Here is a 12327-nt window from a genome sequence, read left to right on the forward strand (position 1 = left end):
TTTTTGTGCTCAATTTATGTCTGCTTTCCTAGTTTTACTATGCTCTTCGCTCATTCACTTACCCCAAAACCGCTAAAATTTTGCTGAGTGAGTAGATCTTTATAGCGATAGGTATAGGTTAATGAGGTCAAAAATGTGCGCTATGTTAGTTAAAATGACTGTAACTGAGCGATAACGTTTAAATAGCTTGAATATAACCTAGTAAAGGATATGTTATATCCCGCTTTAATTTTGAAACTTATTGGCGACATGGAGGTCTGAACTAATTGGAAAACGCTTCATAGAAAGCGTTAACAAAATAAATTAGGATTACCATTTTGACTCGTTCACACACTTTAGGGCCGTTTCGCCCAATTATAATCTTTGCCGCTATTTCATTAGTGATCATTATGCTCAGTCGATTAGGGCTAGCAATTTGGCAATTTGATCGCGTTGATGTTGCCTCAGGTTGGTCACATCTATTAATTCAAGGCTTACGCGTCGATTTTGCGACTATGTGTTGGCTTTGGGGCGCCGCGGCTCTCGGTACAGCTATTTTTTCTGGCGAGCATTTGGTTGGTCAGCTTTGGAACAAAATATTACGTGTTTGGCTGACGCTTGGCTTACTCACTTTAGTCTTCCTTGAAATATCAACACCTTCATTTATTGCTGAATATGGTGTTAGACCTAATAGGTTATATGTCGAATACTTGATTTACCCTAAAGAAGTGTTTTCAATGCTTTGGGCGGGTAGAAAGTTTGAATTGATCTTATCTGCGCTCATTAGTGGTGCTGTGATCTTTGGTGGTTGGAAACTGAGTGGTTACCTAATAAACCAAAAGCAAACATATCCTCGTTGGTATTGGCGTCCAGTATTGGGCGTGTTAGTGATAGTCATTGCGCTTTTAGGTGCGCGTTCAAGTCTGGGGCATCGTCCACTTAACCCTTCACTTGTTGCTTTTTCGAGTGACCCTCTAGTCAACTCATTAGTGACTAACTCCGCTTACTCTTTGGTGTTTGCTATAAAGCAAATGGGCAATGAAGCCGATGCTGCCAAGATATACGGCAAACTGCCTAAAGATGAAGTGGTTAATATTATTCGACGTGAAAGCGGTAGACCACTCTCTGATTTCTTGTCTAATGATTACCCGAGTATCTCCAGCAACACGGCAAGCTATCAAGGTAAGCCGAAAAACTTGGTCATTATTCTGCAAGAAAGCCTTGGTGCTCGATTTGTCGGTAATTTAGGCGGGTTACCATTAACACCTAACATTGATGAGCTATCGAAAGAAGCGTGGGCGTTTGAACGCATGTATGCCACCGGAACTCGTTCTGTTCGTGGTATTGAGGCGGTAGTGACAGGCTTTACTCCTACTCCAGCTCGTTCAGTGGTCAAGCTAGGCCGTAGCCAAACTGGTTTCTTTACCTTAGCTTCATTGTTAAAGGAGCATGGTTACCGCAATCAGTTTATTTATGGCGGTGAAAGTCATTTCGACAATATGCGCAGCTTTTTCTTAGGTAATGGCTTTAGTGATATTGTTGATGAATCGGACTACAGCAATCCCAATTTTGTTGGTTCTTGGGGCGCATCTGATGAAGACTTAATGTATCGCGCTAACGATGAATTTGAACGACTGCATAAAGAGGGACAACCCTTCTTCAGTTTAGTCTTTAGCTCGAGTAACCACGATCCATTTGAGTTTCCAGATGGCAGAATTGAACTGTATGAGCAACCAAAGCAAACAGTGAATAATGCGGTCAAATATGCCGATTATGCAGTGGGAGAGTTTTTCAAAAAAGCCAAACAATCAGATTACTGGAAAGACACTATTTTTGTTGTTGTGGCAGACCATGATAGCCGAGTTGGTGGTGCAGAATTGGTGCCTATTTCTAGATTCCGTATACCGGGTCTTATTTTGGGTGAGGGCATAGAGCCTAAGCTGGATACCCGTGTCACGAGTCAGATAGACTTGGGACCGACTCTGCTATCTTTGATGGGCGTAAGTGACAACTATCCGATGTTAGGGCGTGATTTGACTAAGACTCCTGATGATTGGCCTGGACGTGCATTAATGCAGTACAACAAAAACATGGCTTATCTTCGTGGTGACGATGTGGTGATTTTGCGCCCTGAAAAGCCAGCAGCAGGCTTTGTTTACGATGTGGATGCTGAAAAGCTTCATCCTAAAACTCAACCCGATGAGATGAAAGAAACGGCTTTGGGGTGGGCACTATGGGGTAGTATGGCTTACCAGCATGGATTGTATAGCGATAAGAAGTTGTAATCTTATACAGTGGTAAGCATATCGGGCTCAGATTTTGGCTGAGTCCGAGTCTGATAAAACGCTTCAATATGCGCACCAAAGGCGCGGTAGAACTGTAACGTTTCATTCGGTAAATGTTTACTCTCTGCCGTTGCTTGCTTCTCTGCGGGCTGATTTGGCAGCTTGATGTCACTGCGCTTTAACGGTGAGCGGTAGCTAAATAACTGCTTTAAGTCCAGTATCGGTGGGCGCTTTTGTTGCTCCTGCTGAGATTGCTCCTGTTGCGACCCACCCTGCTGCTTGTCCTGCACTGAACCACGCAACTTTGCCTGTGCTTGAGCTTGCTCTGCGGTACGTTCATTTTGCGGGTTAAAGGCGCGTTCTTCATGACCTTTACTGGCTTGTGGTGGCGGCAATACCGGTGGACGCTGTTGGTTATCCGTGCGCGCAGAGTCAGTCGCTACATTAGAGGTAGAGATGGGCACATTAGGATAATTGGTAACAACCAGCATAGACAATTCCATTTCAAGTCATGGTTAAATGTTAACCAATATCGACCTAATAATAAAGCTGTTTTGCTCTTAAGTGTGTTGATTATTTGTACTTTTAAGCCACTCTTCCAGCTTGGTAGCAAACTCATCTGTGTGGCTGATAAAAGGTGCATGAGAAGCTTTTGCCAGTATAGTGTCTTGAGTATTATCCATCACCGGCATCAGCTTTATGACCCTGCGGGGAACCAGCCCATCAAGCTTGCCCCATATCCTCAGCCAAGGTTGCTTTATATTCGAAGTTTGCTCTCTCAAATCAACGTCAGCCAGCATCGCTAAGCCTTGCTGTAGTGCCGTAAATTGCGCTTGTGGTTTGGCTAATACCCATTCTCGTAGCTGTTTAATATCGCCTTTGGCGGTTTGGCTACCCATAGCTTGAATGGCAAGAAAACGTTCGATGGTCTTATTGAGGTCTTGCTGTAACTGACTAGCAAACTGCGCCAATACACTTGGCGAGATCCCCGGCCAAGACTCCTCTTCACGCGCCATAAAACAGGGCGATGAGGCAATGGTGCATAATCTGCTGACATGTTGTGGGTACTTGATTGCCGCTAATGAGGCAATTAACCCACCTAGTGACCAACCGATCCAAATAGCGGGTTGCGGTACGTTGTCAATGATCGTCGCAAGCCAGTCGTCTATTTCACCATTAACGATTGGGCTATCACCAAAACCGGGCAGATCAACAAAGTGAAACCTATACTCAGGTAACATGTTAGGCAAAGCGTTAAATACAGCGCTATTCACGCCCCAGCCATGCAGCATCACAACATCGATACCTTGACCGACAGATTTAACATGTAACTTAGTTTGACTCACTTTTCGACCCTGTCATTTTGATTAAAATGTATGAAAAAGGAATTTCATTATTGCTCAACCAACCTTGCTGCGATGGCTGGCCGCTATGTTACCCAATCGCTGCTTAATGTGCCATCAACAGATTTTATCGAATCAAACTGGCATTTGTAGTGTTTGTTTAAACGCCTCTATTTATCACGTTCCTGTTTGCTTAGGCTGCGGCAAGGAGATGCTTTTGCTGGCCGAATACTGTGGTAGATGTCAGCACAGCTGTAATCTAAAGGTGATCGCGGCTTGTCGCTATCATGATGGTTTAGGACATTGGGTGGGGCAGATAAAATATCAGGCTCAGTTTGCGGTCATTGAAGTGATGGTTGATGCGCTTATTTGTCGGTTACGTTTTTTAGTGGAGCAAGGCTTTATAAAAATGCCACAAGCCGTTATCCCTGTGCCATTACACCCTAAGCGACTAAGAAAAAGAGGTTTTAACCAAGCTTGGTTAATTGCAAAAACACTGTCGAATAAGTTACAGCTGCCACTGCTTGATGATGTGATTATTCGACAAGCGAACACTTTACCTCAGGCTGGCTTATCTGGCACTTTGCGCCGAAAAAACCTGCTTGATGCTTTTAGCGTAACTGCTGATATAAGTCAGCAGCGAGTCGCCATCATTGATGATGTCGTCACTACTGGCACTACAGTTTCAGAAATCTCCAAGCTGTTATCTAAGCAGTATATCGATGCGCAAGTCTGGTGCCTCGCAAGAGCTGAGGCGCCAGGGCTCAATTAAAAGAGTGGCAATGGCTAGTGAAGCGCTGGAATAAAGTAGAGTGCATTGGCGTAAAGTTTTTCTGAGCCGAGCCAGATATTCCTAAACAATAGGTTATCAGTTAATGCTACGACCGCGCCTTTACCTCTGGACTCAACGACAATCGCCGGTGAACTCGCAAAACTGCTCTGATACTCCTGCGCCATATAGCCGCTTAATAGTGGCTGTGAGGAATAGTTTGCTGCGACACTAAAGTCATTGCTTGCTTGTGCAAATCCAAGGGCTTTGTTTTTCATCACTGCTAAACGATTGCCGGTAATGCCAAAGTTCATTGGATGGCTTTTATCCAGTTTTAATTCCACTATTGCGCCACCAATCTCTTGCCTTGCACTAAAGGAGGATTTCTTGTCGAATGTAAGGCCTGCACCATTAAAGAGCTGCTTGTAAAAACGTTCACCCCTGAGGCTAGTTTTGAGAAAGTTAGCTTTATTGAGCCAAGTGAGTGCACCTTTTTGTGCGATCACTACACCACCATCGGCAGTAAACGGAGCTAGCTTTCGAGCGAATTTTTCATCTAGGCTGCTGTAACTGCCACCTGCCAGAATAATATGGCTGTAATCACTAAGTTCGATAGCATTTAGGTTGTTAATATCAACTAACGTTGTTGGCACGTTCAGTTGTGAATCCAAGTAATACCAAATCTGGCCGACTTCAGGTATAGAAGTCCCTTTACCGCTAACAATGAGTGGCTTGAGTGGGCGGATAACTTTAAAGTCTGGGCTGCCTAAATCGATGCCACTGACTGAACTGCTGGAGTTTGTAGCGGTAATTTCCAGTTGCATCTGTTGGCTGAGCTTAAGCAGCATTTTATTCAAGTCACTGGCAGAGTGGCCATCTTGTTTCAAAGGTATCTGCAAGGTACCTGCAGGGAAGTCTAGTTGGCTATTATTGCTTCTTATTGCAAACGGTTTGGCAGCAAACTTGACCATAACACCTTGATTAAGAAGTTGCTGCAATGCAGGTGCTGCTTGGTTTTGGCGCCAATCAATTAGCAAGGCGACGGCTTTGGGTGACCATTTAGGCTGCTTAAACTTTGGTGCCGTCTGGCTCAATACGCTTAGTTCTAGTTTTACATTTTTCCGTATGGTTAAGTTTAACGCGTGCTGTAAATTCCAAGTCGAGACGTCATAAAAAGTCGGATCGTTAAATTCAGTTCTATTATCAAATAGTGCTGTTAATAATGAACTTTGGGCTTGGTGATCGGGTACGAAGATACTGCTTTCTACATCAAATGACCCGCCGCCTTGAGTGAGTGGGTTGGTCAGGTAGTAATATTCAATTTGGTGCTGTGATAACAGTGCAGTTAACTGCTTAATACGTTGACTATCATTGGCTGTAGAGATTAATCGCCCGGCTTGACGAGGTTTCTTTTTCTTCGGTTTTTGATGCTTATTGCTGAAGAACTCAGTTTGGTAATCTTGTAGCTCCGACTTGAGGGCTAATGCTCCTTTTAAGCTTGAGATAGAGGTCGCGTACTGGTTATCTATTGCTTCATCAAAACGAACAATACCATTACTTGAATCTTGCTGCTGACCGCGGGCACTGGCCTGTTCAAACAGTACCCCGATTGCACCATTGATATCGGGATAGGTTGAACCTTTGCCATAAAAAAAGTCATCAAATAACTGCTGGCTAAAATAGCTCTGTTTTTTATCATCTAATGCAGCTTGGTGATATGCCGCTAGCTTAACCGTCAATTTTTGATTTGCTGCTGGTGTTAGCGGATGAGTGCGCTCAGGCACACCGGGTTGGAAAAAGTAAGTTTGGTTGTGGCCCATCTCGTGGAAATCACCGACATAATGTGGCTGCCAACGGTGAAAGAGTGCAACTCTTCCTTGAGACTCAGGGTGTCTGAGAAATAACCAGTCTCTATTTAAGTCTGCCAAATAATGGTTACTTCTGCCGCTTGGCCAGCCTTGTTTATGTTCTTTGTGGTTTGGATCGCTGACCGCGACTTTGCCAGCATAACCATTGGCCCAAGTTGAAAACCTATCCATGCCATCAGGATTTTGGCTTGGGGTGATAAGTACTATGGCATTTTCCAGTAGATTATTAACCCATTTGTCTTCACTGGTTGCCAGCATGTGGCTTAGTTTGAGTGCTGCATGGGCACCACTTGCCTCATCGCCATGTATTGAATAGGCCAGCCAAATAACAATAGGGCCTGACTGTTCGCCAAGATACTTAACTTGCTGACGTTGTTTTAGTATTTCATCTAGTTGTTGTTGATTATTGGCTGAGGTAATGACTGCTGTAAGCTGCTGCCGTCCTTCGTGGCTGATGCCGGTATTTTCTAGCGATACTCTTGGGTTCTGCTTTGCTATCTCTTTTAGGTAGTAGTTGACTTGATCATGACGCAGAAGATATTGCCCAAGTGGGTAGCCGAGAAACTCTTCAGGACTGGTAGTCGTGACTCCATAGAGGGGGTTATCTGTCAGTCGGGTCTTTTTTGCCTCTGCGGAAACAGAGAGCAACATCAAAAAAACGAATATAAAGGTAACAGCAGTTTTCAGCATCGAAATGTTCATTATATTTATAGTATTACGCTTAAATTACCAGCTCAGCAGTGACAAAACCACAGCAAGTAGAGATAAAAAAATGTGATCAGAACTGCGTTAATTCACTTTGTGTGAGCATTAAGGGCTACAAAGCATGACGCAGTAAGAGTATTATAGGGTTAATTCTTACTAAAACACTCAGGTTTATTCCTGACGGAGCTATGTTTTCATGATTACCATTTCCGAAACAGCTCAGGCGCATTTTGTTAATCTGTTATCAGATCAGCCTGAAGGAACTCACATTCGAGTCTTTGTTATCAGCCCTGGCACAGCGCAGGCTGAGTGTGGTGTTTCTTACTGTCCACCAGATGCTGTTGAAGCAGATGACACAGAACTAGAGTTTAATGGCTTTAATGCCATGGTTGACGAGAAGAGTGCTCCTTTTCTTGAAGAAGCCACAATTGATTTTGTTACTGACCAGTTAGGTTCACAGCTAACACTTAAAGCCCCAAATGCTAAGATGCGCAAAGTCTCTGGTGACGCACCATTGGTTGAGCGTATTGAGTATGTTATTCAGTCAGAGATCAACCCACAACTAGCAAGCCATGGTGGTAACATCATGTTGGTAGAAATTACTGAAGATGGTATCGCCGTACTGCAGTTTGGTGGCGGTTGTAATGGTTGCTCTATGGTTGATGTGACACTCAAAGATGGAATCGAAAAGCAGCTGCTTGATATGTTCCCTGGTGAATTGACCGGCGTTAAAGATGTTACTGAGCACCAACATGGTGATCACTCTTACCAGTAATATCCACTGATATTATTTAATAAAAACGCGACCAATGGTCGCGTTTTTTATGATGTTCTATAAGCGGTTAAGATGCTGAGCTAAGAACCGGTCGAGTGCTTTAAACGTGGTTAGGCGATGTTCATTGCTACTTAGGTAATGATCACCATCTTCTAACTCGATCAATTCTACATTTTTATCATGATCTTCTAGCTCATCGAACATCTCTTCACTATGTCTAAATCGAACCACGCGATCCTTTGTACCGTGGATTAATAGTATTGGTACCTTGATCTTTTCTGCTTGGCTGATCGGGGAGCGTTGATAAAGTGCATCGTAATCTTCGCCAACCTGTTTTTTTACTATTTCATGATTAGAATAACGTCTGCTCGACTTTACTAAGTATTCGACATCCGTCACTCCGGCGACACTCACTGCACATTGGTAGAGGTCTGGAGTCGTCGCTACCCCCATAAGAGCCGCATAACCGCCGTAACTTGCACCAACAATACAGATCCTATTTGGATCAGCTATTCCTTGGTCTATTAACCAGCGAGTACCATCTTCGACGTCATTTTGCATCTCTAAGCCCCAGTTCTGTAACCCTGCTTTCATAAAGCTGTGGCCATAACCTGACGAGCCGCGAAAATTCATGCGGAAAACACCATAGCCACGATTCGCAAAAAACTGTGCCCAATAATCAAAGCTATTAGAGTCATAACTAATTGGTCCACCATGAGGGAAGATGACTATCGGCAACTTTGTTGACTCTGTATTTAGAGGAGTTGTCAGAAAAGCTTGGATCTCTAAGCCATCCCTTGCTTTATAACTGAGCGTTTTTGTTTCAGCAAGCACTTCCTTCGATAAAGAACTATAGCGCTGAGCGACAGGGTAAATCGCCTTGTTATCACGATCTGCTAGATAGTAAGTCCCTGATTCAGTAGAGCTAGTTGAGTAAACTAGATAGCGACGCTCGTCATCACTAAACTGAGTAATGTAGTTATTGGAGTTTGGTAATGCTGCTTCAAGACCATTTTGTATCGCGACATATTCAGGATCCCAAAAAGTATATTCGGATTCACTACCAACGTTTATTCCAATGACTTTTTTCTTTAAATGGGAGTAGATTAGTGAACCTTCAACATCATAATCTGTATCGCTATAAACCAATTCTTTTTTGAGTAGGGGATCTTTCAGGTTTACTTTGAAAATAGCGGTTAGATCATTATGATAAGCGCTGACATAAAGAATATTGGGGTCTTGAGCAAACCCTAAAGGCCAGATTTGTTCCTTTTCGAATGCTTCAAACTGCCATAATATTCGCATGTCTGAATTTGCCTCAGCTTGCTCATAGATGCGGTACTCTGTCTCATCGCGATAAATTCCAACCCTAATGTTGTGCTGTCTATCAGTAATCCAACGACTAATGTTTCTTTTGGCCTTTTGAACATACTTGGAGCGTCCGCCATTGAGATTCAGTTTAAGCACACTCTCATAACGGCTGTGAGTTCCACTACCTGAAAGTTCCAATAATACTTGGTTTTCATCCTCGGGAAGCATATCAATTATTGCTGATTGAAATTGTGGTATATGTTTCAGGCGTTTTAAAATTTGCCGTGGTATGGCGCTGGCGGTTTGTTTCTCGCTGATGACGTATTTTATGAGTCTAGTTTCAGTCGTTGGTGTACCGTAACGGAGCGCTGGAAACTTGGCTTTGATAAGCAAAATATCGTTACCTGACCAATTAAGATCAAGGATGACAAATTTTTTATTATCTGTTTGTACAGGGTATGACTTTTTATTATTTTCTATATCCCAGATTTGAATAATAGCACCCTTCAACTTGGGTTTATCTAACCGGATCACTGAGGCTAACTTATTACCATTTGGCGAAAGAGTAACGTGGCTGACGTCAGGAATACTACCAAAGGCTTCAACTGGCAGTTGCTGAGCAATAGTAGGAGTAATTTGCAGCATTAAAAATGCTACAATAAATATGGAAATCCTTTTCATATTAATTCTTTATGTTTGTGTTTAGGTTTATGTTACACCTTGTTACCGTACAATTCCAACATTAGAAAACTATAATGTCAGTGGGTGCTAATCTAATACCTTTTTCAGTTTAAACCAGTAATGTGCTGACAACGTAAGGCTACGGGCCACCATAAATGCACTCATCGCAGCCCATAGGGCATGATTCTCCAACGTTTGCAGTGCATACCAAGTGGGAAAGAATACTCCAAAGGTGGCAATAATCATGCTATTTCGCATCACTTTTCCTTGTGCAGCGCCAATATAGACTCCGTCAAACAGATAAGAGCCAAAAGCGAGCAGTGGTAGGAATATGACCCAGACAAGATAGTCATTGGCGACCTGTTGCACCTCAACAATGCTTGTCAGTGCACTAATAATATTGCTTCCAGCTATAGCGAAAAATAGGGTAAAAGCAACCGCGGCAATTGCTGACCAAGCCCAAGCTAAGGTGACAGACTCTTTCATTAATTGACTGTCATTTCGACCATAAGCTCTACCAACTTCGGCTTCTGCATAGTAAGCAATACCATCAAGTGCATAGGAGATCAGCAGTAGTAGGTTAAGCAGTACAGCATTGGCGGCAACAGTATTATCTCCAAGGCTAGCACCGTAAAAAGTCATAAAGGCAAAGGAAAGCTGCAAGCATAAACTGCGAACAAAAATATCTGTATTGAGGCTAATAAGTTTACGGTAACTTTGCAGTGTCAGTTGTTTGCAAATCGTCATCAGTTGAAAATCGCCTAAACGATTAAGTTGACGTCTCACTAGTGTTAACGCAACTGCAAAGCCTGCCATATCTGCAAATACAGATGCCAGTGCCGCGCCACGAACGCCCCAATCTAGCCCAATAACAAACAGAAGATCTAAACCAATATTGACGAGATTAGCTACAATTAACTGCCACATTGCCGCTTTAGGCTGTTGCCGACCGAGCAACCAACCAAGCATGACTAAGTTCATTAATGCGAATGGGGTTGACCAGATCCGTACTTGAAAATATTCGCGGCAATAGCGCTCTACTTCAACACTGGCATCGGACATTGCCATGGCTAGATTAACGATTGGTAGTTGTAATAATACAGCAGTAAGACCAAACAACAGTGCTAGACTTCCTGCTTGAACAAGTAAGCGATATTGTTGTTGGGTGTCATTAGCACCGTAGGCTTGAGCGACTAATCCAGTGGTTGCCATGCGTAAAAAACCAAGTAACCATATAATTAAGGTTATAATCGTTGACCCAACAGCCACGCCGCCTAAATAATAGGCATTACTGAGGTGGCCAACGACGGCAGTGTCGACGAGGCCAAGTAACGGCACAGTAATATTCGACAGGATCATTGGCAGCGCCAGTGCAAGAAGCTGTCGGTTTTTTTGTTGGTTTAACAGTATGGCAATCATTTTAGAGGTCTAATATTTATGGTTAAAAACGTGTTACTCGCGCTGCTTGCGCTGACGTGTTTTTCAGCGCAAGCAGCGGTGATTTTGCAGTATCATCATGTATCCGATGATACGCCTGCTATCACCAGTGTCACGCCTGCACAATTTAAAGAGCAGATGCAGTATCTGGCTGAAAACAACTTCAATGTTGTACCGCTGTCTACAGTCGTAGCATCGGTAAAGGCTAAGCAGCATCTACCAGCCAAAACGATTGCAATTACCTTTGATGATGGATATCGAAGTATCGCAAATACAGCGCATCCTATCTTAAAGCAATACAAATTTCCCTACACGCTTTTTGTCTCAGTGGAGCCAATACAAAAGAAGTATGGTGAGATGATGAGCTGGCAACAATTGATCACGTTATCTGAAGAGGGAGCTGAAATTGCCAATCATACTTGGGGGCATGAGCACCTTATTCGTATGGAGAAGGGGGAAACAGAGCAGCAATGGCTAGCACGTATCGAAGGCAATATTTTGCGCACTGAAACGGAGATTGCTAAAGCGACGGGCCAAAACCATAAAATGTTGGCCTACCCCTACGGTGAATACAATCAACAGATCGAAAATATGTTGACTAAGCATGGCTTTGTGGCTTTTGGTCAGCAATCGGGTGCCGCTGGACCACACTCTCCTTTAACGGCATTACCAAGATTCCCGGTTGCAGGGGCTTACGCCGATCTAGATAGTTTAAAGGTCAAGTTACATAGCCTTAATATGCCAGTGATTGAGCAGACGAATAGCGATCCACAGCTGCAGTTTGGTCAATGGCGACCTGAGATCAAAGTGAAGCTGGATATGTCTGACATCAATGCCTCCCAGCTCATGTGCTTTATACAAGGTCAGGGTGCCAAAAAGCCTAATTGGATCAGTGCTGATGAATTTACCATTCGTGCAGAACTTGATCTTCCTGCGGGGCGTTCGCGCTATAACTGCACGGCACCGAGCAAGCATCAAGGTGGTTACTACTGGTTTTCGCAGCCATGGGTTAGAGCTAAAGATAATGGGGAATGGACAGCTGAATAGTGGGTCTTTAATGCATGGACATGCTCGGATTTGATTAGCTAAGCCGTGTTTGTTTGTACCGCCACGATGGCGGTACATTCTGCCCGCCCTTCAAACAATAAGCTCGATATAAAAAGAGCAGACGATG

At 43.5% G+C, this 12327-nt stretch carries 9 protein-coding genes; 4 read left to right on the forward strand and 5 right to left on the reverse strand.

Translation table 11 applies throughout. The features are described 5' to 3' along the window. Positions 1-389: 389 nt before the first annotated feature. Positions 390-2264: an LTA synthase family protein gene (locus L2730_RS08825; protein WP_248974421.1), complete on the forward strand. Its 1875-nt coding sequence runs from the start codon at positions 390-392 to the stop codon at positions 2262-2264. A gap of 2 nt (positions 2265-2266) precedes the next feature. On the opposite strand, the gene L2730_RS08830 is transcribed toward L2730_RS08825, so the two are convergent. Together L2730_RS08830 and bioH are read right to left on the reverse strand one after the other, a co-directional pair. Then, positions 2267-2755 (reverse strand): hypothetical protein, encoded by a 489-nt coding sequence (locus L2730_RS08830; protein WP_248974255.1) that lies wholly within the window; start codon positions 2753-2755, stop codon positions 2267-2269. Between the two features lie 69 nt (positions 2756-2824). Continuing rightward, the gene (bioH, locus tag L2730_RS08835; protein WP_346347815.1) at positions 2825-3610 is read right to left on the reverse strand and encodes a pimeloyl-ACP methyl ester esterase BioH; all 786 of its coding nucleotides are present in this window, start codon (positions 3608-3610) and stop codon (positions 2825-2827) included. Positions 3611-3695: 85 nt separating this feature from the next. Here bioH and L2730_RS08840 point away from each other — a divergent pair, with 85 nt between their 5' ends. Next, positions 3696-4379, forward strand: a complete 684-nt coding sequence (locus tag L2730_RS08840; RefSeq protein WP_283105688.1) for a ComF family protein — start codon at positions 3696-3698, stop codon at positions 4377-4379. A gap of 14 nt (positions 4380-4393) precedes the next feature. Here L2730_RS08840 and L2730_RS08845 read toward each other — a convergent pair whose 3' ends face one another. Continuing rightward, positions 4394-6934 carry a M14 family zinc carboxypeptidase gene (locus L2730_RS08845; RefSeq protein WP_248974256.1) on the reverse strand — a complete coding sequence of 847 codons (2541 nt, stop codon included), beginning with the start codon at positions 6932-6934 and terminating at the stop codon, positions 4394-4396. Positions 6935-7145: 211 nt separating this feature from the next. Here L2730_RS08845 and nfuA point away from each other — a divergent pair, with 211 nt between their 5' ends. Continuing rightward, positions 7146-7724, forward strand: coding sequence for a Fe-S biogenesis protein NfuA (gene nfuA, locus L2730_RS08850; RefSeq protein WP_020914794.1), 579 nt, complete (start codon positions 7146-7148; stop codon positions 7722-7724). A gap of 57 nt (positions 7725-7781) precedes the next feature. Here nfuA and L2730_RS08855 read toward each other — a convergent pair whose 3' ends face one another. Both L2730_RS08855 and L2730_RS08860 read right to left on the reverse strand, forming a co-directional pair. Beyond that, positions 7782-9716 carry an alpha/beta hydrolase family protein gene (locus tag L2730_RS08855; RefSeq protein ID WP_248974257.1) on the reverse strand — a complete coding sequence of 645 codons (1935 nt, stop codon included), beginning with the start codon at positions 9714-9716 and terminating at the stop codon, positions 7782-7784. Positions 9717-9803: 87 nt separating this feature from the next. Next, positions 9804-11135: an MATE family efflux transporter gene (locus tag L2730_RS08860; protein WP_248974258.1), complete on the reverse strand. Its 1332-nt coding sequence runs from the start codon at positions 11133-11135 to the stop codon at positions 9804-9806. Between the two features lie 18 nt (positions 11136-11153). Here L2730_RS08860 and L2730_RS08865 point away from each other — a divergent pair, with 18 nt between their 5' ends. Beyond that, a complete protein-coding gene (locus tag L2730_RS08865; protein ID WP_248974259.1) occupies positions 11154-12200 on the forward strand; it encodes a polysaccharide deacetylase family protein in 1047 nt (348 codons plus the stop codon). Positions 12201-12327 lie beyond the last annotated feature (127 nt).

It is taken from the genome of Shewanella kaireitica (assembly GCF_023284045.1).
GTDB lineage: Bacteria > Pseudomonadota > Gammaproteobacteria > Enterobacterales > Shewanellaceae > Shewanella > Shewanella kaireitica.

What these genes read in the sequence shown, in the direction of transcription:
- L2730_RS08845 (WP_248974256.1), bottom strand. Translation starts at nt 6,934, where the DNA reads ATGCTGAAAACTGCTGTTACCTTTATATTCGTTTTTTTGATGTTGCTC.
- nfuA (WP_020914794.1), top strand. Translation starts at nt 7,146, where the DNA reads ATGATTACCATTTCCGAAACAGCTCAGGCGCATTTTGTTAATCTGTTA.
- L2730_RS08825 (WP_248974421.1), top strand. Translation starts at nt 390, where the DNA reads ATGCTCAGTCGATTAGGGCTAGCAATTTGGCAATTTGATCGCGTTGAT.
- L2730_RS08840 (WP_283105688.1), top strand. Translation starts at nt 3,696, where the DNA reads ATGTTACCCAATCGCTGCTTAATGTGCCATCAACAGATTTTATCGAAT.
- L2730_RS08855 (WP_248974257.1), bottom strand. Translation starts at nt 9,716, where the DNA reads ATGAAAAGGATTTCCATATTTATTGTAGCATTTTTAATGCTGCAAATT.
- L2730_RS08865 (WP_248974259.1), top strand. Translation starts at nt 11,154, where the DNA reads ATGGTTAAAAACGTGTTACTCGCGCTGCTTGCGCTGACGTGTTTTTCA.
- L2730_RS08830 (WP_248974255.1), bottom strand. Translation starts at nt 2,755, where the DNA reads ATGCTGGTTGTTACCAATTATCCTAATGTGCCCATCTCTACCTCTAAT.
- L2730_RS08860 (WP_248974258.1), bottom strand. Translation starts at nt 11,135, where the DNA reads ATGATTGCCATACTGTTAAACCAACAAAAAAACCGACAGCTTCTTGCA.